The sequence below is a fragment of the Nonomuraea sp. NPDC052129 genome (assembly GCF_040680095.1).
Taxonomy (GTDB): Bacteria; Actinomycetota; Actinomycetes; order Streptosporangiales; family Streptosporangiaceae; genus Nonomuraea.
The window spans coordinates 249,348-273,642 of sequence record NZ_JBFAVX010000013.1; the positions used below are offsets into that span (position 1 = coordinate 249,348).

Annotated in this window: 12 protein-coding genes; 8 read left to right on the top strand and 4 right to left on the bottom strand. The window is 68.6% G+C overall.

All coding sequences use genetic code 11. The annotated features are described in order from the left end of the window. Positions 1 to 4: 4 nt before the first annotated feature. On the bottom strand, positions 5 to 12,997 hold the full coding sequence (locus AB0L53_RS28265; RefSeq protein ID WP_363999766.1) for a hemopexin repeat-containing protein: 12,993 nt from the start codon (positions 12,995 to 12,997) through the stop codon (positions 5 to 7). A 131-nt stretch (positions 12,998 to 13,128) separates the two neighbouring features. On the opposite strand from AB0L53_RS28265, the gene AB0L53_RS28270 reads away from it, so the two are divergent. The 4 genes from AB0L53_RS28270 (at position 13,129) to AB0L53_RS28285 (ending at position 16,882) form a co-directional block, all read left to right on the top strand. Next, a complete protein-coding gene (locus tag AB0L53_RS28270; RefSeq protein WP_363999769.1) occupies positions 13,129 to 14,118 on the top strand; it encodes an LLM class flavin-dependent oxidoreductase in 990 nt (329 codons plus the stop codon). A 229-nt stretch (positions 14,119 to 14,347) separates the two neighbouring features. Beyond that, positions 14,348 to 15,274, top strand: coding sequence for an ATP-binding cassette domain-containing protein (locus AB0L53_RS28275; RefSeq protein ID WP_363999772.1), 927 nt, complete (start codon positions 14,348 to 14,350; stop codon positions 15,272 to 15,274). Beyond that, complete coding sequence (locus AB0L53_RS28280) at positions 15,271 to 16,089, top strand: ABC-2 family transporter protein (RefSeq protein ID WP_363999775.1); 819 nt, start codon at positions 15,271 to 15,273, stop codon at positions 16,087 to 16,089. Before AB0L53_RS28275 ends, AB0L53_RS28280 begins: the two co-directional genes overlap by 4 nt. Then, complete coding sequence (locus AB0L53_RS28285) at positions 16,082 to 16,882, top strand: ABC-2 family transporter protein (protein WP_363999778.1); 801 nt, start codon at positions 16,082 to 16,084, stop codon at positions 16,880 to 16,882. The genes AB0L53_RS28280 and AB0L53_RS28285 overlap by 8 nt, the downstream gene beginning before the upstream one ends. 12 nt (positions 16,883 to 16,894) lie before the next feature. Here AB0L53_RS28285 and AB0L53_RS28290 read toward each other — a convergent pair whose 3' ends face one another. Beyond that, complete coding sequence (locus AB0L53_RS28290; protein WP_363999781.1) at positions 16,895 to 17,674, bottom strand: DeoR/GlpR family DNA-binding transcription regulator; 780 nt, start codon at positions 17,672 to 17,674, stop codon at positions 16,895 to 16,897. A gap of 463 nt (positions 17,675 to 18,137) precedes the next feature. On the opposite strand from AB0L53_RS28290, the gene AB0L53_RS28295 reads away from it, so the two are divergent. The 3 genes from AB0L53_RS28295 to AB0L53_RS28305 all read left to right on the top strand — a co-directional run bounded on the left by AB0L53_RS28295 (position 18,138) and on the right by AB0L53_RS28305 (position 20,508). Beyond that, positions 18,138 to 19,136 carry a tagatose 1,6-diphosphate aldolase gene (locus AB0L53_RS28295; RefSeq protein WP_363999784.1) on the top strand — a complete coding sequence of 333 codons (999 nt, stop codon included), beginning with the start codon at positions 18,138 to 18,140 and terminating at the stop codon, positions 19,134 to 19,136. A 15-nt stretch (positions 19,137 to 19,151) separates the two neighbouring features. Beyond that, positions 19,152 to 20,189: a class I mannose-6-phosphate isomerase gene (locus AB0L53_RS28300; protein WP_363999787.1), complete on the top strand. Its 1,038-nt coding sequence runs from the start codon at positions 19,152 to 19,154 to the stop codon at positions 20,187 to 20,189. Between the two features lie 136 nt (positions 20,190 to 20,325). Next, on the top strand, positions 20,326 to 20,508 hold the full coding sequence (locus tag AB0L53_RS28305) for a hypothetical protein (protein ID WP_363999790.1): 183 nt from the start codon (positions 20,326 to 20,328) through the stop codon (positions 20,506 to 20,508). A gap of 178 nt (positions 20,509 to 20,686) precedes the next feature. On the opposite strand, the gene AB0L53_RS28310 is transcribed toward AB0L53_RS28305, so the two are convergent. Continuing rightward, positions 20,687 to 21,487 carry an SDR family oxidoreductase gene (locus tag AB0L53_RS28310; protein ID WP_363999793.1) on the bottom strand — a complete coding sequence of 267 codons (801 nt, stop codon included), beginning with the start codon at positions 21,485 to 21,487 and terminating at the stop codon, positions 20,687 to 20,689. 51 nt (positions 21,488 to 21,538) lie between these two features. Between AB0L53_RS28310 and AB0L53_RS28315 the strand changes: the two genes are divergently transcribed. Beyond that, entirely contained in the window at positions 21,539 to 22,129 is a 591-nt protein-coding gene (locus AB0L53_RS28315; RefSeq protein ID WP_363999796.1) for a TetR family transcriptional regulator, read from the top strand. A 1,147-nt stretch (positions 22,130 to 23,276) separates the two neighbouring features. On the opposite strand, the gene AB0L53_RS28320 is transcribed toward AB0L53_RS28315, so the two are convergent. Next, entirely contained in the window at positions 23,277 to 23,930 is a 654-nt protein-coding gene (locus AB0L53_RS28320) for a 4a-hydroxytetrahydrobiopterin dehydratase (protein WP_363999799.1), read from the bottom strand. Positions 23,931 to 24,295 lie beyond the last annotated feature (365 nt).

A 24,295-nucleotide genomic window follows, 5' to 3' on the forward strand; every position in this document is an offset into this window, starting at 1 on the left:
CCCCCTACTGGACATTCGCCCGGTACGTGAGCACCAGGCCGAGGTTGGTGAGAGCCGCCTTGTCACCTTCCAGGACCAGCACCCACGGGTTCCCGCCGACGCTGAGACCGGGGGTGCGCAGGAGCTTGCCGTCGTTGAGCGCGAGCCTCTTGTCGCCGTTGAGCAGGAAGCGCACCGAACCGCGCCCGGCCAGCTCGTACCTGGGGTAGACGCCGGTGATCTGCCGCCCGCTCATGGCGGGGAACAGCTCCGGCGTGAACGGCAGGACGAGCTGGTCGTCCTCGCCCTCCTGGAACTGGGCCCACTCGTCGGGGAACTCGCCGGCCACGTCGAAGTAGCGGGCCGACGCGTACGGCTTGAGCATGCCCTTGACCGCGTTGGCGAAGACCTCCCCGCCCTGGTCCGCGCTGTACTTGACGGTGACGACCACGTCGCTCAGGCCGGCCGGAGCCGGGCCCGACAGCTGCAGCCGCCACCGCGAGACCGCCCCCGTGCCCTCGAACGGCAGGTAACGGTCGTCGTCCAGGCGCAGCTCGAACAGCCCGTTGTTCTCCTTGTACTCCTCGATGTCCGACAGCGCGATCTGCTGGCCGGAGCGCCAGTCCGGGCGCAGCGTGTTGGGCGGCGCGCCCTTCGGATCGAGCAGGAACTTGACCGCCTTCGGGTCGGCAGCCAGGACGGTCTTGCTGTCGAGCTGCGTCAGCGTCGCGTAGACGCCGAGCGGCCCGTCCGCGCCCAGGAAGGAGACCGACAGCGTCCGGATCCGGCGCCGGAAGTGCCCGGGGAAGTCCCTGTCGAACAGCGCCTCGGTCAGCGCGAACTCGCAGCGCCCCTCGCCGCGCAGGGCCAGCAGGGCGAGCGGGTCCAGGCCCAGCAGCGAGACCTTCTTGGTGATCTCCATCCCGCGGCTGTCGGTGTCGACGTACGCCTTGCCCAGCCGTTCCAGGTCGAAGCCGAGGCTGTCGCCGGCGAGCAGGCCGTTGCGCCGGCTCTCCCAGTACATCGGCTTGATATAGCCGCCGTCGCCGTTGGTCTCGCCCCGCTCGAACTGGTAGGCCCGCTCGGCGGACCGCGCCATCTCGTACGCCAGGTTGTAGGTCTGGAAGTACAGCCCGGACATCCGCCCGGCCATCCAGTGGTAGAGCTCGGCGCCCGCGAACTTGTCCTTCATGAACGCGGCCACCGCCTCCTGGTTCGCGATGTCCTGCGTGACGACGGCGAGCTCGCGCTGGGCGATCGTCAGCTGGTGCTGGGCGCTGGTCAGCTGGTGACCGAGCTGGGTCACGTCGCTCTTGGCCATGTTGAGCTGGAGATCCCAGTCCTGCGCCGTGCGCTGCTGCTCCGACCGCACACCGATCAGCTCGCCAAGTGTGCTGTATCCCTCGGCGAACGTGGAGGAGACGTCGGCCACCTTGTCGAGGGCGTTGCCGATCTGCTCGCCGCCGAAGCCCGTACCGAAGATGAACGGGCCGAGCAGTGCCTGCGGCACGCCCAGGGCGATCGAGGCGGCGATCTTCAGGCCGCCCGCGACGAAGTGCGCGTCGGAGCCGCTCTTCATCCGGGCCAGCTGCTCGACCTGGAGCGCGGAGAGCCCGTCGGCGATCAGCTTCTCGTAGTGCCGGACCCGCGCCGTCGCGCCGTCCCTGCTCGCCTCAAGCTCGGCCAGGTTCTCCTCGGCGACCTTGATCTGCGCCTCCTTGATGCCGCGCGTCAGGGCGAGGATCGTGCCTTCCTGCCGGTTCTGCAGCAGGGCGAGCTCCTCCACGTCGCGCCGCTCCAGCACGTTGAGCAGGTCGTTGCCGAACTGCCGTACCTTGTCGGCGAGGTCCTGGGCCTTCCTGAACACGAAGGCGAACCGGTAGTACGGCACCGGAGCCGCCATCCCCTGCGTGAGCTGGTCGAGCGAGGCACCGGATGCGGCGCCGCGAACCAGCGCCATGACATCGGCGGGCGGCTCGAACAGCGGCAGCGGCCGGCTGACGCCCATGATGTCGAGCGACTGCCGGATCTTCCGCAGCCGGTCCTCGACGCGGGTCCAGTACTCGAAGAAGACGCTGTTCTCGGGCACGTAGAAGTACGGGCTCGCGACGCTCTTGTGCACCTCCCCGGGCCCCTCCAACAGCGTTCCCCCGGCGGTCAGCGCCTTCAGCTCGTCGTCCAGCTCGTCCAGCTCCGCCAGCGGGAGGTGCCGGAGGCCCTCGTAGGTCAGCGCGGCCGACAGCGGGCGCGGGCCGAGGACGTCCGGCCGCTCCCCCAGCAGGTCGTAGGCGAAGATGTAGAGCATCCTGGCCTCGTCGACGCTCTCGGCCGTGTACTGGCGGAAGAGCAGGTCACCCCAGTCGAGCAGGTTGTCGATGTAGGCCATCACCACGGCCCGGCGGTAGGCGGACGGGCGCAGCTCCGCGATCGCGTGCGGGTCGAACGGATCGTCCATGTACGCCTTGATCAACTTCCCACGGTCGCCCATGAGGTCGTACTGCCGCCGGAGCCAGGCGATCATGGCGATCCGCTCCCGCAGGCCGGACGTCCCCGGCAGGGCCTTCAGCGTGGTCTCGATGTCCTTCAGCCCGGTGCCCGCGAGGCCGGCCAGGAAGTCCTTGTCCTCCTGCGAGAGCTCGTCGGCCTGCTCGAACGCCGGGGCCAGCGCCGACAGCCGGGTGAGGATCGGTTCGAGTGCGGTCGCGACGGCCGAACCGTCGAGGCCCAGCCCGGCCAGGTCGGCGCGGCAGCTGTCGACCAGCGCCCGCAGGTCGACCGCCAGGAACGGCAGGAATCGCCAGTACCTCACCCGCTCCGTCGGGTCGAAGACGTACTCGTACCAGATCCGGGCGTCCTCGAAGCGCTGGGCATTGTTCAGCGCCTGCGCGATGAGCAGCGGGGCGTGGAAGAAGATCTCCCAGTAGTAGATGCCATTGGCGCTCTGGAAGTCGAGGTGCGAGCTGGACGGCGTCCCGGCCACCTGCGGCCGCACCTTGATCGTGGTCGCGTCGGAGTCGTCGAAGCTGAAGGCGGGCAGTTCGTCCGTCTCCTGCGTCTCGGGAGCCAGCAGCGCCGCCACGCCACCGGTCAGCAGCTCCTTGTTCAGCCGGTAGGCCGTGCTCGACGTCAGCCGGACGATCTCGTGCGGCAGCCCGGCGAACTCGTACGGCCGCTGGGCCGTCGGCTCCGACGAGTAGACGACGTAGTCGGCGCCGAGGAACAGGTAGAGCTTGGCGCCGTCGAGCACGCCGGTGAACTCGGTCTGGAAGCCCGCGGGCAGGCCGCCCCAGTTGCCGGCGACCGGCCGGTACGCCAGCTGTCCCGTCGGCTCCTGCCCCGCTTCCAGGAGCGCGTACTCGCTCGTGCCGAGCACGTAGCGCTGCCGGTTGCGCTGGATCACGGCCTTGACCTGGCTCTTCAGCTGCTTGGGGTAGCCGTCGTCGACGTAGTCGGGGACGGTTCCGTCCTTGGGGAGCGTGTAGCGGACCAGCTCCAGGCCGCTGGTCAGGTAGAGCTTGCCGTCGTCCACGTACGCGGCGTCGACGGACTCGGTCGTGCCTATGGCCGTGGGTATGCGGCCCAGCTCCCTGGTCGGGTAGCTCCGGCCGTCCGGGGCGAGGTAGGTGCCCGCCGTGTTGTCGAAGAAGTAAGCGCGCTCCTCGTAGGAGAACGCCGCGCCGACAGGGCCGCTCTGGGGCAGGCCCTCGGTGTTCTCGCTCAGCGGCTTCGGATCGTCGGGCCTGTCGTTGCTGAAGCGGATGTAGGTGTCACCTGCGAAGACGTAGAGGCGGTCGCGGTGGAAGAAGGCCGAGTCCGCCACCGTGCCCTTGGGCAGTTCCCAGCGAGCGCTGATCCGCTTCACCTCGCGCAGGTTCGTGGAGTCGACGTACTCGTTCCGCGCGAAGGAGAGGAAGTACTCCGTGCCGTCGAGCGTGAACGCGGCGTCCACCTTGGCCCAGCGCGGCAGGTTGTCGGGGTTGGTGTCGAGCTGCTGCGGGTATCCGGTGTCGGGCGCCCCGAACGGTGCGCCCGAATAGCGGTAATACTCGGCGCCGGAGAAGACGTAGATGTGTCCGCCGCGCACGAGGACGGCGTCAACGACGCCGGACCTGAGCAGGCCGCTGCCGATGATCCCCCACCGCTCCTTGATCGGCGTCAGCTTCTCGGTGCCGAGCTTGAAGCGCTTGCCCGCGTTGTCGAAGAAGCATCGCCTGCCGTCGGGCAGCTCGAACGCGGCGTCGATCCGCTTCCACTTCGGCAGCCCGTCCGGGTTGCTCCCCAGCGGGAGCAGCGGCTCCGCCCCGCTCGGCGCGGTGACCGGCCGGCACAGGAAGCTGCCGCCCTTGTGGTCGACGCTCAGCCACGGCCGGTCCAGGGTCCCGGCCGGCATGTTGAACCGGACGGCCCCGGGCTCGTCCACGGGGCTGGTGTCGGGCTCGGCGAAGATCTTGTCCAGCCGCACGGCGCGCGGGGGCTCCGCCACGCCTTCCGCCTTGACCGCGTACAGCTCGGGCGTGAGCGCGAACGCCGACCTGACCCCGACGGCGTCGGAGCAGGTGACGATGATCGAGTCGTGCAGGCCGTCCGGTCCGCCGGGGACGGTCCTCGACGCCTGCACATAGAGCCGGACGCCGGTGATCTGCTTCTCCTGGGCGTCGTCGGCGGCCAGCAGCTGCGCGGCACCCCATTCCCCATTCAGGTTGAGGAAGGAGTAGTAGATCTTGACGCGGTACTTCGGCGGCGGGGTCTTGACGTTCTGGGTGTCGCCGGACCTCGTGGCGGCGATGGTCGTGTCGGACGTGACCACGACCGGGACCGTCTCCATGACCGTCCAGAACACGAACACGCGGCCGAAGGCGTGCACGGGGTAGACCCGTTCGGCGTCGATCTGGACGTCCACCTTGAGCCACGGCTCCCAGGTGGCGGAGAGGTTCACGCCGTCCCTGAACTCCGCGCCCCGGTAGTAGTAGCGGGCCGGCGCGGTCCGCGTCCGGCCGAACAGGACCAGGCGCCGGGTGCCCTCATCGGCTCCGTCCTCGGGGTAGACGTACCCGCCGGCGATCGCCAGCCTGGAGACCTCCGTGTACTCGTCCAGGTACCTCTTGTAGACCCGTTGTACGGTCTCCGGTGTGATCTCGCCCTGCAGCAGGTCGCTCTCCAGCGCCTCGAACGCGGGCGTCTTGTCGGAGCGCAGCTCGGGGCGCAGGTAGTTCTCCGGATAGAGGAAGACCTTCCTGTTGGCCTCCCAGAGCCGGTAGTTCTTCAGCCACCCCCACCAGGTCTTCAGCCGCCGTCTGACCTCGTCCTCGTCGCGGCCCGGCGGGAGCGCGACCTCCTCCAGGTCGAGGAGGTAGCGGTGCACGAAGAGCTGGGTGGCCGCGATGGCCTCCCGGACGCGCGAGGTCCGGCCGGCGCCGCCCATGTCCGCGTCGATCAGGAACTTCTCGTACAGGTCGCGGGTGGACCTGAAGCCGTCCAGCCGGATGATCGCCGACGGGGCGAGGGCGTCGCGCTTGAGCAGGTTCAGCTCGTCGTGGATCTGGCCCGACAGGGTGACCCAGTCCGCTGGACTGCACGTCCGTTCGAGCAGGCCGGACAGGGCGGTGTTGGCGGCCTCGGGGGCCGGGGTCGCGCCGAAGACGCGGGACCAGACGTCGGTGTAGATCGTGGACGGCCCCGCGTCGAACGTGTCGGCGACCGCGAACACGTCCACCAGCTTGAGCACGAACTCGATCTCGAAGCGGTCCTCCTCCGGCGTGCCGGCCGTCAGCAGGGCGGCGTTGCGCTTGGCCCAGCGCAGCTCGTCGGCGTCCCAGCCGAACAGGTCCGCCAGATACCGGTACGGATCCTCGACGGCCGCCGGTCCGTTCAGCAGGAACGCGGCCAGGCCGTCGGGACGCGACCGGGCCAGTTCGACGAACCTGACGATGGTGTGCAGATCGCTCAGCCGGTAGTCGGCGCTGTCCGACCAGCGGTGCTTGATCGGCTGCGGGAAGGTCCGGTCCACGGCGTCGTAAGCACCCGAATAGCGGACGTACTCGTCGTCCCTGAGCAGGTACGTCCGGCCCTCGAAGACAAAGGCGCCGTCCGGCCCCGCCTCCTCGAAGGCGGCGGGCAGGTCGCCCCAGTCGTCCTTGACGGTCCGGGGATAGCCGGCGGCGACGTATTCGAGGTCGTTGGGCTGGTATCGGATGTACTGCCCGTGCTTGAAGGCGTACAGCTCGCCGGTCGGCGCGGCGAAGGCGGCCTCGATGCCCGGCCCGTCGGCGAACGCGTTGCGCACCTTGCCCCACAGGCTGTTGACCGCCTGGTCCGGCTCGGCCCGGTCGGCACGCAGGTATCGGGTGCCCTTGAACAGGTACGTCCCGCCGTCGAGCCCCCGGAAGGCCGCGTCGAGCCCGTCGGCGAACGCGTCGGGCAGGGTCGGGAGGTCCAGGTCCCAGCTGAGCGAGCCGTCGATCGTCCGGGGGTAGCCGTCGTCGACGGTGTCGTATTCGGTGCCGGAATAGCGGACGTACTGGTCGCCGGAGAACAGGAAGGTGTGCGGGCCCCTGACCAGGGCCGCGTCGACCTTCTGCCGCTCCACGAGCGTGTTGCGCACGCCGCCGAGCAGCCCGAGGTCGTAGTCGGCCTCGGCCGTCACGGACACGACGTGGCAGGCGCCGCCCACGAACAGGTACAGGTTGCGCCGGTTGGCGAGCACCGCGTCCAGCGGTCGGTCCGTCACCGCGTCCTCGAACGCCTCGGGCAGGCGGGCGAACACCTCCTCCTGGCGCAGGTTCCCGATGATCTTCTTCGGGTAGCCGGGGTCCACGTAGCGGTACTCAGCGTTGGTGTAGCGGACGTACTGGTCGCCCGAGAACAGGAACGTGGTCTGGCCCCCGTACACACAGGCGGCGTCGACCGTGGTGAAGGGGTGGAGCGCGCGGCCCCACCGCTCGCGGATCGGGGCGAGCGGCGAGAAGGCGCGGTCGGCGTAGCGGGCGTAGCTCTCCCGGAAGAAGAAGTACGTCGCGCCGTCGGCCGCGGTGAACGCGGTCCTCAGGGCGTCGCCCGGCTCCAGGCCGCGGCCGAAGTCCCGCCAGATCCGCTCGGTCGGCCGAGGGTAGGACCACCGCCCGGTCGTCTCGTCGAACTGGACGCACCGCTCGCCGTACAGCAGGAGCATGGTGCCGCCCTCGAACAGCACCGCGTCGGGCACCTCGGCGCTCTCCTCGCCGGGAACCTCCCAGAAGCCGGCGTCCGTGACCATGGGGTAGCCGTCGTCGGGCTGCCGGTAGTCCTCCCCCGAATAGACCAGGTAGCGCAGCATGCCGTCGTCGTCCGCGTGCTCGAACACGTAGGTCTTGCCGTCGCGCACGTAGGCGAGCGCCACCCCGGTCAGCCCGGCCCAGTGGTCGGCGATGGGCAGCGGGTCCCCGTCGATCGTGTCGCTGGTGCCGGTGTAGGTGACGAACTGGTCCCCACTGAACAGGTAGGTCTTCCCATCCAGCCCGGTGAACGCCGCATCCACCGCGTTGTCCTGATAAATCGTGTTACGGGGTCGGCCCCACTCCTCCGTGAGCGGGTACGCCCGGTTCAGCCGGGTGTTGAAGCAGTTCGGGCCCTTGAACAGGTACGTGGTGCCGTCGGCTCCCTCCAGGACGGCGTCCAGGCCGGTCCTGAACTCCTCCGGCACCGGGCGCAGCGTCCGCGGCCGGACCGGCGTCGCTGTGACGGTCGTTCCCTCGATCGCCGACAGCCGTCGCCAGCCGCCCGGCCCCTCGACCAGCACCGCGCCGTCCTCCACGAAGGCACAGCTCACCGGTGCGACATCGTCGTAGCTCCGGTACAGCTCGCTGGAGACGACGTGGCACCGCGCCCCTCTGAACAGGTAGACGTTGCGCCGATCTACGAAGGCCGCGTCCACGCCGTCGAGCGTGACGCTCAGGTTGCCCAGCCGGGGCTCCCGGTGCAGGTCCGCGAGGGCGCGCGGGTAACCCTCCTGCACGGTGGTGTAGTCGTACCCCTCGTAGCGCACGTACTGGTTGCCGGAGAACAGGTACGTGTACGTACGCGTCACCTCGACGCCCTCGACCAGCTCCGTCGCGTCCATGACCAGCGTGGCGTCGACCCGCCCGGTCCTGGCCAGGTTGCTGACCACGTTGCCCCAGAACGCCGGGACACTCGCGGGATAGCGGTCGTCGACCCTGGTGTAGTCGCGGGTGGAGTAGCGGGTGTACTGGTCGCCCGAGAACACGTACGTCCGGCCGTCCTTGCCGATGAAGGCGGCGTCGACCCTGCTGAAGGGGATGCTGTCCCAGTGCTCGCGCAGCGTGCGGGGCTCGGACCACCAGCGGTGCCGATGGTCGAACACCACGAAACGCTCGCCGGAGAAGAGGTACGTCTGACCGTCCCCGGCGCTGAAGACCGCGTCGATCGTGGTGAAGGCGGGGTCGTCCGCCAGCGCGGCGGGCAGGTTCCACCAGTTGTCGGCGACCGGCTTGGGGTAGCCGACGTCCGGCTTGGCGTAGTCCCTGGTTGAATAGCGGACGTAGAAGTGGCCCGCGTCGGCCTGCACCCGGATCCGCTTGGCCTCGCGGACGAGCGTGACGTCGATCCGCTGCTCGGTGACGACGTGCCAGTCGGTGGTCGTGCCACTGACGCTCACGCCTTCCGCGAACGTCAGTCCGTGCTCCATGAACCGCCGTCGCAGCGCGGGCGACAGGCGGCCGGCGTTCAGCTCGTTCTCCTGCTCCAGCGGCACGTCGAAGAGCTCGCCGCCTTCGCCGAACAGGTACGTCTTGCCGTCCATGACGAACGAGGCGCCCACCGCGCGTAGCCCGCCCCAGTCGGCGGCGATCGCGCGCGGGTAACCGAGGTCCACTACGGAGTAGTCGGCGCCGGAGTATCTGAGGTATCTCCCGCCGCTGAACAGGTAGGTCTTCCCGTCCAGCCCGGTGAACGCGGCGTCGACCGTACCGCTGGGCAGCACGGGAGCCTGCACGCCCCAGCGCTCGGTCGTCGGGACGGCGGCGCCGTCGCCCTTGGCCGTCCGGCCGTCCTTGAACAGGTGGACGGCCCCGTCCCAGTCGGCGAAGGCCGCCTCGACACCCGACTCGAACTGCCCGGGGATGCCGGGATAGTCCGACTCGATGCGCCGTGGGTAGCCGTCGTCCACGCGGACGCCGTCGTTCTCGATGCTGCCGGAGTAGCGGATCACCTGGTTGCCGGCGAAGAGGTGGACGCCGCTCGCGTCGGCGTAGGCCGCGTCCACGCGTTCGGCGCGGTCGAAGACGTTGCGGACCCGGCCCCACCGGTCGGCGATCGCCTCCTCCGTGCCCCCTACCGCGAGGTAACGCTGTCCCGTGAAGAGGTGGATCCCGCCGTCGCGGTCCTGGAAGGAGGCGTCGACCGACTTCTTGAACGCCTTGGGCAGCGGGGTGTCGTGGCCCTCTCCCTGCCACCATTCGTCGATGCCGCGCGGGTAGCCCTCGTCGACCACCGTGTAATCGGGGGTGGTGTAACGGACGTACTGGTCGCCGGAGAAGAGATAGGTCTTGCCGTCTTCATCCACGAACGCGCTGTCGATCCGCTGGGGGTCGTCGAAGTTGTTCCTGACCTTGCCCCAGACCTGCTCCTTCGCCGCCCAGCGAGTGCCGCCGCGCTCCCTGATGAAGGCGTGTGAGACGCCGTCGCCGCCGTGGCCGATGATCCACTCGCTGCCGTCGGGGTGCGCGAACGCGGCGTCCACACCGGTCAGCCCGGTGAACCGGGTCGACAGCTCGATGAGCTGTTTCGGCCGCGGGTCGGCCAGCGCGTACGTGGCCTTCGCGTAAGTCCAGTAGCCGCCCTCGCCGAACAGGTAGATGTTGCCGTCGGAGCTGTCCAGCACGGCGTCGAACCGGTCGAGCCCCGGCGGGAGCGCCAGCGGCTCGGGGTACTTGCCGACCAGGTCCTGGTCCTGGAAGGACACGGTGACCTCGGTGGGGTCCAGGCCGAGCTTGGCCGCGAGCAGCGCGAAGCGCCGGATCCGCCGGTAGGCCTGCCGGAAGTGCGGATCCGGCGGCACGGCCGTGACCTCGCCGCGCTCCTCGGCAGCTATGAGGGCCGGCGCGGCCAGCACGTCGAGCGCCTCCTGGACGCCGCCGGTCACCGCGACGCAGATCGCCTCGACGGTCGCCGCGGGCACGCCGAACGCGTCGGCGAGCACCGACCATAACGCCGCCTGCTGCTGCTCGGCCCGCCGCTCCAGCGTGTCCGTGATCTCGTCGACCGCCGCGCTGAGCTCCTTGGCCACGGGGTGCAGCAGGAAGAACAGCTCCTTGGCGTAGTCCTCCACGCCGGGCACCGTGAAGTCGAGCGCGTTGGTCGCGGCGCCGAAGTAGTCGAGCCAGTCCTCGGGCACGGCCAGCGCCTCGTCGAGGTGCCCGGCCGCGACGAGCACGCTCACCAGGTCGGCCCGCTCCTCGTCGTCGAAGCCGAGCTCGGTGACCGCCTGGAGGTCGAGCCGGTACGGCTGCTCGTCCTTCAGGATCTCCGCGATCCGGCCGGCGACGATCACCTGCTCGGCGGGCCGGAACCCATCTCCCAGATCCACCTCACTGGCCTCGTCGAGCACCCGGCCCTCTTGGAGGTAGGGGCCTTCGAGGGCGTCGATCACCCGCTGGGCGATCGCGTCGTCGGCGACGTCCACGAAGTCGTCGGGCGTGAAGGCGTACGTCTCCTTCTGGAAGGCCGCGATCTGCTCCTTCATCGCGTCGAGGACGGCCCGCCGGCGCGGATAGAACTCCAGCGCCAGCCCGAAGTCGTCCAGCCGCAGCCCGGCCAGCGCCGCCTTGTCGAGATAGACGCCGTCCTCGTCGAGGTAGCCGTTGAAGCGCAGGCTGGCCAGCAGTGCCGCCTCGTCCACCCGCAGCTCGGTGAAGATCTCGGGGTCGAGCGTGAGCCGTTCCTGCCTGAACCGGTCGACCCGGTCGAGCAGCTCGGCCAGTACGCCCGGCGCGACGTCGTCGAGGTCCGCGTTGACCATGAACCGCCCGGCGTTCGCCTCGTCCGCGAAGAAGCCGGGGTCGGTGACGTCGCCCTCGCTGTCGAGGTAGCCGTTGAAGACGAGGTTGTCGTACAGCTCGGCCTGCTGCTCCTCCGTCAGGTTGCCGAGGGAGGCCAGGTCGGAGGGGAAGAAGGAAGCGGTGCCGTTGCCGAGGCTGTTGATCAGCTTGAACAGCGGCTCGGCGAACGAGCTGTAGTCTCTCGCCGGCCGCAGCTCCGCCACCGTCTTCGGCAGCCCGTCGGCGACGAGCGCGCCGTCACTCTGGAGGCGGCCCGCGAAGACCAGGTTGGCGAAGATCTTCGCCGTCAGCCGCTCGTCCAGCCCCAGGCCGACGAAGTCCTCCTTGACGATCAGCCCGAGGTCGGTGACGGCGTCGTAGGCGGCCTGCCGCGCCTTGGTCCGGTCGAGGCGGAGCAGGCGTTCGTCCCGGGCGGAGACCACGCCGTCGTCGTAGGCGGTCAGGACGTCGTGGAGCACGTGGGACGCCCGTTCGCCGAACCGGCGCGACACGAACAGCTCGGGGGTCATCACGGCCGACTCGAACCGCCGGTTGATCCCGTCGAGCACGGCCACCTGGTCGTCGTCGGCCGGCGTCCCCCCGCCGAGGATGTCGGCCAGCTCCTGCGCGCTGAACCCGCCGTCCTGCATCCAGCGCCCGACGGCGAGCAGCGTCTGCGCCAGCCACAGGCTCGATGCCACGTCCGAGCCCTCGAGGATCCGGTAGCAGTCGCGGGTCCGCGGCTCCGTACCGCCGAGGATCGGGAACGTCGTGTACCGCTGCAGCGACGGATCGCTCTCCAGCACCTCCAGCAGGTCGAACAGCTCACCGACGGACAAGCCGAGCGCCGCGACGAGCCGCCCGGCCCGTTGCAGCAGCGCGATCGCGGACAGCCCGATCTCCCCCCGGTCGAACGGGCTCGGCTCCAGCGCGTTGTACCTGTCGCGGTAGCGCGTCACGATGTCGACGATGTCGTTCTCGGCCGTCTCGATGGAACGTGCCAAACGGCGACGGTACTCCTTGTTGTGTGTTGCCAGGATGTCCCCGGACACGTCGGGCAGATCCTCGAGCTCGGCCGGTTCGATCGGCACGGCCAGGCCGCACACCCCGTCGACGGTCAGCTCGTAGCCCTTCTGGAGGAACACGACCACGGCGATGGTGCGCAGCGCGGCCAGGTCCAGCTGGTTCTCGCAGCAGGTGGTGAGCACCCGATCGAGGTCGGTCATGCTCAGGCCGGTCTTGCGGGCCAGCCGGACGAACCTGTTGACCCGCTCGAACCACGCGAACCCGGCACCGACCAGTCGCCGGCCGTCTATGGCGGTAGGGGTGTCATTTCCCCCATTGACGAAGAACGTGGACGGCGGCCGCTGCGGATCCTCACTCTGATAGACCAGCTCGCGTACCTCGACCGTGGTCAGCCCGGTCGCCCGCCTGAACCGCTCGACGTCCTCCAGCGCGCTGAGCGACTCCTCCGCGCCGAGCCCGTAGTCGGCTCTGAGCTGGTCTTCCGAGGTGACCGGTACGGTTACGACCTGGACGTCCTCGGCCGAGAGCGCGAGAGACAGCCGCGCGACCACATCGGGATCCACGTCGGGGGCGAAGAGCCGGTAGAACTCCTCGGGCGCGACCTTGAGCTGGCGCAGGTACATCTTGAACTGCTCGGCCAGCAGGGAGAACGGCATCCCGAACGGGTGGCGGGCCGCGCGCAGCGTCTCGTACGGGTCGCTCCTGACGACCGTCTCCAGCACCTCGTTGACGATGTCGAGGTAGGGCGACTCGGTGAACGTGTGCTCGGCGTCGAGCGGGATCCTGGCCAGATCGGGCCGCCGCGCCAGCAGGTCGGGATCCCGGAAGACGCCTTCCAGGAGCCGGAGGAGGTCTACGAGATAGGCGGCCGGTGAGTAGACCGACCGGGCCTCGTCGCCCTCATAGAAGTCGAGTTCGCCGAAGAGCTGCTCATAGCTGGGTAACGCGTCGTCCCTGCGCAATGTGATCCCCCCTGTTTGGATCCCCGTGTGTGCCGCCCCATGCTCGCCTAGCCATGGAGGGAGGAATACTGGCCGCCGAGGTAACTGTTCGGTGCCGAAATAACCCAGACTCGTCCGCGGTTGCACCGTTCATGGCTTTCCCGCTCTCCATCCTTGACCTTGCACATATCGGCGACGGAGAGACGGCTGGCGACAGCTTCCGCGCCAGCGTGACCATGGCCCAGCGCGCGGAGGAGTGGGGCTACCAGCGGATCTGGTACGCGGAGCACCACAACATGCCCTCCATCGCCTCATCCGCGACCAGTGTCCTCATAGCCCACGTAGCCTCACAGACCCAAACGATCCGCCTCGGGGCCGGCGGCATCATGCTGCCCAACCACGCCCCGCTGACCATCGCCGAGCAGTTCGGCACGCTCGAAACCCTGCACCCCGGGCGCATCGACCTCGGCCTCGGCCGGGCGCCGGGCAGCGACCAGCAGACCATGCGCGCCCTGCGCCGCAACCCGGCCTCCGCCGACGACTTCCCGCAGGACGTACTGGAGCTCCAGGGCTACCTGACAGGCGAATCCCGCATCCCGGGCATCGACGCGACCCCGGGCAAGGGCACTGACGTGCCGCTCTACATCCTCGGCTCGTCCCTGTTCGGCGCCAAGCTCGCCGCCATGCTCGGCCTCCCGTACGCCTTCGCCTCCCACTTCGCCCCGACCGCGCTGGAGGACGCCGTCGCGCTCTACCGGCGCGAGTTCCAGCCGTCCAGGCAGCTGGCGGAGCCGTACGTCATCGCCGGCGTCAATGTCATCGCGGCGGACACCACGGAAGAGGCGGAGGCGCAGTTCCTGGAGGCCAAGCGCAGCAGGGTGACCCGGTTCCTCGGGCGTGGCCAGACGTTCACCCCGGAGGAGGCCGACGTCATTCTCGCCTCACCGGCCGGGCAGCAGCTCCTGCAGATGGCCAAGTACTCCGGCGTCGGAACCGCCGCCGAGGTGCGGGACTACCTCGACCGCTTCGCCAAGCAGGCCCAGGCGGACGAGCTGATCGTCGTCTCCATGGCCCCCGACCGGAAAGCCTGGCTCCGCTCCCTCGAATTGCTGTCACCCATCACGGGAATGTCTGGCGGCTGACTTCGGTTACATAACTCGTGGCCGGTGTGCCCAGTGTCCCCGGGCCTCACCTATTGCCTTCGCGGAATACCGTTCGGCTGGAGCCGCGTTGCGCCTTTCGCCGAGAGGCGACACGCACACCGGTACGCACTCGTAAGGCTGAGGCCCCGCCAGAACATTGGCGGGGCCTCAGCTGTTTCTCGGCCGGAAATTAGTTGCCACACCGCATCCTTCACTGAAGGATGTCTTCATGATCAAGGTCGAGTCACTGACGAAGGTCTTCCGCCGGCCTCGAACCTTCTCCGGCCCCATGGGCGCCCTGCGTACCCTCCTCACCCGCCAGTACGACGAGCGGATCGCCGTCGACGACGTCAGCTTCGAGATCCCCGAAGGCGAGGTCGTCGGCTACCTCGGCCCCAACGGCGCGGGCAAATCCACTACCGTGAAAATGCTGACCGGCATCCTCACCCCCACCAGCGGCCTGATCGAGGTGGCCGGACGGGTGCCGTGGCGGGACCGGAAGGCCAACGCCAGGTCCGTCGGCGTGGTCTTCGGCCAGCGCAGCCAGCTCTGGTGGGACCTGCCGCTGATCGAGTCGTTACGCCTGGTCGGCGACCTGTACGACGTACCCGCCGACCGTTTCACCACCTCGCTGCGCCGCATGCGCGACCTGCTCGGCCTCGACGACTTCCTGGACACCCCGGTCCGTCAGCTCAGTCTCGGCCAGCGGATGCGCGGCGACCTGGCGGCCGCGATGCTCTACGACCCGCCCATCCTGTATCTGGACGAACCGACCGTCGGCCTCGACGTCCTGGCCAAGCAGGCGGTACGCGAGTTCATCTCCGACACGAACCAGGCCGGGCGCACCACGGTCGTCCTGACCACCCACGACCTGGCCGACGTCGAGGCGCTGTGCAAGCGCATCATCGTGATCGACAAGGGCCGGGTGCTCTATGACGGCGGCATCGACGCGCTCGTCACCGCCTTCGCCCCGCCCCGGCGGCTGGCGATCCACCTGGCCGACGGCCAGACCCGCATCTTCGACATCGCCGGCGGCGCCTCCGTCCCCGAGTTGATCGGCCAGGTCGCCGCCGAACAGACCATCCGCGACCTGTCCATCCAGGAGCCCGACCTGGAGGGCGTGATCAAGCAGCTGTACATCGAGGGCGCGCGATGATCCGCCCCCTGTTCGGCCCCCTGTTCGGCCCTTTGATCGGCCCTTTGATCGGCATGGCCCGCATCGGTCTGCGCTTCCAGCTCGCGTACCGCAGCGATGTGATCATGACCGTGCTGACGCTGATCGCGCAGGTCTTCCTGCTGCGCATGGTCTGGACCTCGGTGTACGGCGCGCAGCAGCAGGCCCAGGGCATGACGCTCCCACAACTCCTGGCCTACCTGAGCCTGGCCAACCTCCAGGCGTTCGCCACCACGCCGGTCATTCCGTATATCGCCCTGCTCAGGATCCGTACCGGCATGGTGTTCTTCGACCTGTCCCGGCCGACCGGCTACCTGCCGCAACTGGCCGCCTTCCAGGCCGGACACACCGCCGGCGGCCTCCTCCTGCTGGCACCCGCCATACCCGTGGTCCTGCTGGTCGGCTCGATCACCCCCACCGGACAGCCGCTCGCCTACGCCGGGACGCTGCTGCTCGGCTACGCCATCTCGGTGCAGCTGTCGCTGCTCATCTGCCTGATCGGCTTCTGGACGCTGGAGACCAGCGCGATCGCGCTGCTGTACCGGCTGACCAGCCAGTTCTTCGCCGGAACCCTGGTCCCGCTCTCGTTCTTCCCCGGCGCGCTGGGCACCCTGGCCGAGGCACTGCCGTTCAAGTACCTGGGCTACGTGCCCGCGGCCGTCTACGTGGGCCACCTGTCGGGCGCCTCGGTCCTGCATGCGCTGGCCGCCGAGGTCGCGTGGGTCGCCGGGCTCACGGTCCTGCTGTGGGCGGTCTGGCAGCGGGCCCACCGCAGGGTGGTGATCAACGGTGGCTGAGCTCGCCCGCACCCTGCGCCTGTACTGGCGACTCCAGCGTGCCACCATGCGCGGCGCCCTGCAGTATCGGCTCAACGCGCTGATCGGCATCGCGACCGGAGCGGTCTACCAGGGCAGCGGCTTCGCCTTCGTATGGGTCGTCATGCACACCTTCCCCTCCATGGCCGGCTGGACCCTACGGGAGGTCGCCTTCCTGTACGGCCTGCGCCTGACCGCCCACGCGCTCTGCATGCTGCCGCTGAGCAGCCTCATCTTCATGGAATGGCTGGTCCGCGAGGGCGAACTGGACCGCGTCCTGCTCCGCCCGCTCAACCCGCTTCTCCAGATCATGACCAAACGCATGGGCGTCGGCCAGGTAGGCGACCTGCTGACCGGCCTCGTCCTGTTGCTGGTGGCGGCCCCCGTCTGGAGCCCGTCCATGGCAGCTCTCTGTCTGCTGGCCGTCATAGGCGGCGCGCTGGTGGAGGCCTCGGTACACCTGTCGCTGGCGTCCCTGTCGATGCGCATGCTGGACACCGCCGCTCTGCGCGGGTTCCTGGATGACGTGTTCAGCAAGTTCGGCTCGTACCCGATGAGCGTGTTCGGCGGGGTTACGCAGTGGTTGCTGACGTTCGTGCTACCGGTCGCGTTCGTGGCGTACGTACCGGCGAGCGTACTGCTGGGCAAGGCAGCGTCGCTGAACGTACCCGCCTTCGTGGCGTACTGCAGCCCGCTCCTGGGCATCGCCCTGTTCACCCTCGCCTACCGCTTCTGGTGTCACCAACTCCGGCACTACCAGAGCGTGGGCAGCTAGGACGTCGGGGCCTCATCCCACGGTGACCAGCTCCACCTCGGCGTCCTTCAATGCCACGGCGAGGTCATCGGGCGGCGGCGCGTCGGTGACCAGGACCGATACTCGGTCAAGGCCGCAGATGTGCACGAAAGCGCTCCTGCCGAACTTCGACGCGTCGGCCACGACGACCACCCGCGTGCCCGCGTCGATCATCTGGCGCATCATCTGGGCCTCTTGCAGGTTGCTGGTGGACAGTCCACCACTGGCCGAGATGCCGCCGACGCCGATCACCGCGGTGTCGGCGCTGATGCCCTGGGTGTCGGCGAAGGTCACCGGCCCAATGGTGACATTCGACGAGATACGGCAGCTGCCGCCGATGACATAGAGGTCGCGCACGGCGTCCTGCGGGATCTCGGGGGGCAGGCGCAGATTGTTCGTCACCACCGTGAGGTCACGCTTGCCGGCGAGCGCCCGGACCACCGCGAGCGTGGTCGTGCCGCCGTTGACGATCAAGGTCTCGCCGTTGGAGATGAGCTGTGCCGCGGCGATGCCGATGGCCCGCTTGGCCTGGTGGTGCACGGCCGCGCGGCTGTCAAAGGGGATGTCGGCCGTGGCCAGTTCGTCCGTGCGCATCGCGCCACCGTGGGTCCGGGCGATCAGCTGCCGCTCCGCGAGGTGGTCGAGGTCACGACGGACGGTGTCCATCGACACGGCGAAACGTTCTGCCAGTTCGGCGACGGTGGCGTGACCGCGTTCGCGGACGTGCCTCACGAGTTCGGCGCGACGCTTCGCGGGCAGTGCCGTGTCCTGCATGATTCGCTCCTGCGATGCGGCTAGTTGCGGCTAGCTTCAGGTTCCTGCAATTTCTTGCAACCCAACCATTGACCCATTCGCAATAACAAGCATACTGTGGCAGATGTAGGCAAGCCTGCCTAGCGAATACGGCAGGAACCCGCAACCTTGTCATCCCCCGGACCACTGTGTTCAGACTCCTGCATCTTAGGAGAAGCGATGACAGCCAGCAGGCCTCGGCCCTTCGGGCGGCGCGCCGCACTGCGACTTGGCGGCGCAGCGGCCACGGCGCCGCTGCCGGTCTGCTGTGGTTCCCCGTCAGGCGGGCCGACGCCGTACCTGGCCCATCCGGGCCCACCACGATCGGGCTCGACGACACGTTCGTCACCGGCGTGCTGCTCTCCGACTGCCCGCACGATGAGCGGGCGAGCCGGAGCAGGCCACCGCTTGAGCCCTACGTTCAAGTAGTACCTGGAGACACCCAGTGAACTCGATCATCGATCCTGGCAAGATCCGTGGCCTGCAGCGCGTCACCAGCGCCGATGGCTACTTCCTCATCTGCGCTCTCGACCACCTGTCCGACTTCGCCGAACTGCTCGCGCCCGATCAGGCGAGCGTCACCTTCGCCGACGTCGTCGCCGCGAAGGACGCGGTGGTCCGCGCCGTGGCCCCGTCGATCTCGGCCGTGCTGCTCGACCCGTTGTACGCCCTCGGCCACCTCGTGGCCTCCGGCGCGGTGCCCGGCACCGTCGGGCTGATGTCGAGCATCGAGGACGAGGACTACCGGCACGCGGACGGACCGCGCCGTACCCGGCTGCGCGCGAACTGGAGCGCCACCCAGATCAAGATGGCCGGCGCCGACATGTGCAAGTTGCTGTGGTTCTACCGCCCCGACGGCGGTCGAGTCGTCGCCGAGCAGCAGCGGCAGCTCGTGGCCGGCCTCGTCGCCGAATGCGCCGAGCTCAGCCTGCCCCTGGTGGTCGAGCCGATCTGGTACCCGCTGCCGGGCGAGGACCCGACCACCGCCGAGTGGAAGGCCGCCCGGGTGCGCGGCATCATCGCCTCCGCCGCGACCGCCAACAAGCTCGGCGTCGACATGCTCAAGGTGGAGTTCCCCGGCTACGTCGACACGGGAGAAGGACGCAGGCAGGCGGCCGCCGCCTGCGCGGAGTTGGACTCCATGGTGAGCGTACCGTGGGTCATCCTGTCCGCCGGCGTGGAATATGCCGACTTCAAGACGCAGGTCGAGATCGCCTGCCAGGCCGGCGCCGCCGGCTACCTCGCCGGCCGGTCGATCTGGCGCGACGCCGTGTCCACCCACGACCCCGCCGCCCGCGAGGAAGCCACCTCGGCGGCCAGGGCGCGACTCGAGGAGCTCAACGAGGTGACGCGGCGGTATGGGCGCCCCTTCACACCGGCCCGGCCACTCGACGTAGTGGTCAAGGAACTACCCAGCGAATGGTATCGATCATGGAACGCCTGACCTCGGAGCACATGCATGCCCAGCTTCCTCCTGCCCGCGAACACCCCGCGCTCGTTCTACCGGGGTGCCGGGCGCATCGGCCGGTTCCGCGGGATTCCGTCCGCCGATGATCCCTACTACCCGGAGGATTGGGTCGCCTCGACCACCAGCCGGCACGGGGCGGCGCCCGCGGGACTGACCACGCTGCCCGACGGCCGGTCACTCGCCGAGGCGATCGCCGACGATCCCGTGTGGTGGCTGGGCGAACAACACGTCGCGGAACACGGCGCCGACCCCGCGATCCTGGTGAAACTGCTGGACGCGGGAGAACGGCTACCACTGCACGTGCACCCCGATCGGCGATTCGCCGCCGACCACCTGGCCTCGCCGTACGGAAAGACCGAGGCATGGGTGATCGTCTCGGCCGAGCCGGAGGCGGCGGTGCATCTCGGCTTCGCCAGGGACGTCGAGCCGGACGAACTGGCCCGCTGGGTCGCGGACCAGCGAATCGATCAGATGCTCGACGCCACGAACCGCGTGCCGGTGCGGCCCGGCGACGCCATCGTGTGCCCCGCGGGTCTGCCGCACGCCATCGGGGCCGGGATCCTCATGGTGGAGGTGCAGGAGCCGACCGACTTCTCCGTGCTGCTCGAATGGGAGGGCTTCGCCGTCGACGGCCCCGCCGTCGGGCACCTGGGGCTCGGCTACGACCAGGCGCTCGGCTGCGTCGACAGGAGCGGCTGGGGCGCGGACCGGCTGAACGAGCTACGCCGCGCCCGCCGATCGGCGAGTGACGCCAGGCCCGGGGTCCGCCGCCTCTTCGCCGAGTTCGCCGACGAGTTCTTCGCCGCCGAGAGGCTGCGCCCCGATCCCGTCAGCGTGCTGGAGCCGGCGTACTCGATCGTCGCGGTCACCGATGGCGCCGGGATCCTCGCGAGCGAACATGCCCCGCCGGTCCCGGTCAAGGCCGGAGACACGCTGCTCCTCCCGTACGCGGCCAGGTGGTGCACTCTGCGCGGGGACACCGCGGCGGTGCGCTGCAAACCAGCCCAGAAGTCCGCTGCAGGCTCGTAGGTATGTTCCAGGCATGACCGAGGGGGAATCGAACCGGCACGCCGTCATCATCCCCGGTGGGATGTCTGGTTGACGCCGCTGCTCACGAGGCCCGCGTGCTCGACGCCATCTTCGCCGATTCGCTGGAGCGCCGGAAATGAGAGTCTCGCCGTCGACCACGACGTCCGCCTTGGCGGTGGCGTTCGCCCAGTCCTTGGTCGCGGTCACGTCGAACAGCCGCGTCAGCGCCTTCGCGACGTCGGCGATGATCGCCTCGGTCTTCACCTGGACGCGCGTCGACTCGGGCGGCAACTGCTCGCCCTCGTCGTCGATCGGCTGATAGGTACGAGACAGGCCCGACAGGAGCGGCGCCTTCTGAATGGCGTGATAGGCGTCGGACACCGCGCGCTGCGTACTGGCCTTCACGCCCTTCTCTACGGCGAGGATCTGGTTCAGCTTCGCCACGGAGGGTTTCCGTTCGTTGGGGGTCGGCGGGATAGGGCAGTGGCGGCGCCGCCCTACGACAACGCCTTGTCCCGTACAGCTGAGGTGGCGAGCGCCACCCGAGCCCCGAGGTGGAGCCCACCGCTGGCGTCCAGCACCTGCCCGGTCACCCAGCGGGCATCGTCGGAGGCGATGAGGGCCACCACGTCGGCCACGTCCTCGGCCCGGCCGACCCGCCCCAGCGCAGCCTGCCCCGCGAGGAACGCCGCCGCCTCAGGGGGGAACAGCGACGTGTTCGCCTCGGTCATGGTCGCACCCGGCGCGACGACGTTCACGGTGATGCCGCGCTCGCCCAGCGCCAGGGCGAGGGTGCGGCTCATGGTCTCTATCGCGCCCTTGGTCATGGCGAAGGAGGTCTGCGCGGGATTGGCGATCCGGGTGACGGCCGAGGAGACGCTGATGATGCGCCCGCCATCGGCCAGCAGCGGGAGCGCGCGCTGGATGATGAAGTACGGCGCCTTGACGTTCACCGCGAAGAGCCGGTCGAACTGCTCGGCCGTGTCGGTCTCGATCGGACCGGCCGGGGCGGCCGCGGCGTTGTTGACCAGGATGTCCAGGCGCCGTCCGGCCAGACCGGCCGCCAGTTCGGTGAACAACGCGTCGACGGCCCCCGCGTCCTCCAGGTCCGCGCCGATCGGGAACGCACGCCCGCCGGCCCGTTCGATCCGCTCGACTGTTTCCTGCGCCGCTGCCGCGTCCTTTCCGTAGTGAACGGCGACGAGGGCCCCGTCGGCGGCGAGACGCTCGGCGACCGCCCGCCCGATCCCGCGTGAGGCCCCGGTCACCAGTGCCGTCTTCTCTGCCAGCTGTCCCATTGCGTACCCCGCAAACTTGTTAGTAACTATCAGCATGGTAGGTTCTACCAGGTGACAGGAGAGACGGCAAGCCTGCGTGAGCGGCGCCGGGCAGAGACCCGGCGCACGCTCCAGGCGCACGCAGTACGCCTGTTCATGGCACGGGGCTATGACGCGACCACGATCAACGACGTAGCGCAGGCGGCCGGGGTATCCGCGATGACCCTCTACCGGCACTTCGCCACCAAAGAAGACCTGGTGCTCTACGACGAGTTCGACCGCGAGACCGCGGCCGCACTGACGGCACAGGAACAGGAGGAGCCACTACGTCAGCGGATCGGCCGGGCCCTGGTGCAGACCGCCGCCATGGCCGTCAACTCCGACCGGGACCTCCTGCTCGCCCGCCTCAACCTGATGATCTCCACACCCGCCCTGCAGGCCCGTCATCTGGACAGCCAGTACGCCACCGAGATCGCCGTCGTCAACGCGCTCTGCGCCGGCATCACCGACCCTGACCTGGAATTCCGTATCCGCAGTACGACTGCCGCATGTTTGGCGGTCATCCATGTCGCGCTCATCCGCTGGGCGGAAGGAGACGGCCGGCAGGACCTCCCCAGCCTCATGCGCCAAGCCCTGACCTCAGCCTTCGACACCGCATTCTGAAGGGGTCCGCTCACCATGGGCCCCTCGGGCCACGATGGTCGGGACCTCTTCGATTGACGCGCTCCCCGGGCTGCGCCACCGCACCCGGTGTCCCCGCGGTTCAGTGGCGTTCGCAGTCATCGGCGCTCACCAATCGTTCGGGGCTGTCTTTCCGCGCGGGTTCGAGCTCCTTCACTCTGCCATCGGTGCCCCTCGTAGCGCCGACGGCCGTGCCTCTGCACGCCATAGACCTGGACAGCACTCGCCTTTGCCATGTCGTCGCCGACGGTAGCCATGTATTCCGCGTCAGCTCTGCAGGCGTTTCATACCCCAAGGCTCGACCACGAAGAACCCATCATGAACAGCGCACGTCCGAGGCTTAGGTGCCCCACGTATCGAGGGCATTTCCGAACCGACCGTCTCGAACAGAGCGCCTTCAAAGATCAGTCCCACTTTGGGAACATCGATGCCGCGTCGGCCGTCTGACGCTCGGACAGGTCTCGTACCCTCGGGCCAGATGGGAACGAACGTCGAGAACAGGTTCTCCGTGTTGCCATATCTCTTGACGACCAGGCACGAATCGCCTTCCACCGACTCCAGGCGTGCCGTCAACGGCATCAGCGTGGAGTAGAACTCTCCCTGGTAGACAACGATGGCTGGATCTGTGCCGACAGCCGCGTAGCACACGCTGCCAGAGGGGCACGAAGAAGGCTTGACCGATGGAGCAGGCCGGTCGGTGCCGGCGCTGCAGGCGACTGAACTCAATGCTGTGCTGAGTGTGGCGACGATGCTCCATAGTCGTCTCACGAGGGCGAATGCTAACACGGCCTTTCAACAACGTGTAAGACTTGTTCTCACGGCCATTCGGTGCAGTGGTGTACGCATCTGGACAGTCGCCCTCCGCTGGGCGCCGACTTCGAAACGGGCCCGCTCTTGCATTATTCGCAGGTAATCCTGGATTGGTGCGCCCGAAAATGATGGCAGTACGTGGTCCGGATGAGTATCTGGAATCCGCGCAAGCCGTACATTCAGCTCCTTATGAGCGTTGCGCATCTGTTGCCGCAGGACGCGAGCGTGACGAGCCGCGACCGGCGGAGAGCTTCAGTGCCGAGCCGGATACGACCGACCAGATGACGCCCTTGTTCTGCTGCGAGGCCGCAAACATCTATCAGCCACGGGACTGCCAGGTACACAGGCAGGCCCGGTTGCCTTCCGCATCGGCGAGCACCCAGAAGCTCGGCGCCTCCGCGTCGCTGACCAGCGTGCCGCCGGCGGCGAGCGCCGCGTCTATGCGTGACTGAACCTGCGCAGGATCCACCCATATGTCGAGGTGCCAGCGCTGGCGGGGTTCCTCGCTGCCGGACGTCTGGAACCACACGGCAGGCAGAACGTCGGCTGGGTCGCGGAGTTCGTCGCCGATGTCGGGGCCAGACACATGCTCCATCGCCAGCACCGCGGCCCAGAACGGCGGAATCGACTCTCCGGCCGGGGTGTCGAGGGCGAGTTCGAGCCGGGAGACGGTCGAGGACTCCAACTGTGCCCCGGCGTCGGCGGCGATGGAGGAGATGACGCGAGCCAGCCGGATATCGCGGTTTGTGACCGCGCGCTCGTCGTGGCTGGTCAATCGGACGTCTACGTGGGTGTAGCGCAGGTCGAGGTCGGGATGATGGCTCATCTGCTCGGCTGCCGCGCCGATGGCGTTGACGACTGAGAGCCCGGCCGCGAAGTTCGTGGTGAGGATGCGGGTCTGCAGGCCGCCGAGCAGGTATGCCCACCCGTCCAGCCCTTCGTCTGCGATCTGCTGTCCGGTCAGCTTGCTCATAAGACATCCTTGCATGTCAGGACCTGACGACGAATCGGTCATTCGGCCCGTTCCCCAAGGAGTTCGCCGACATCTTGACGACTCCATTGAGAATCGTCACAGCCTCGACTGGCGACATCGTGCCCGCGTAAGTGCGGCGGATGGCAGCCCAACACGAATGCTCTTCGCGTTTCAGGAGGTCCACTCACGGAAGGCAGAGAGAGCAGCTCAACGACAACCTAGATCGTCGGGCCCGGTAGCTGTATGTCGCTGCTGTACGCCCAGGTAAAAGGCCCCTCGCGATCACCGCGAGGGGCCTTCTAACTGGGAGCCGCCTTCGGGATTCGAACCCGAGACCCCTTCATTACGAGCAAAACCAAGGACTT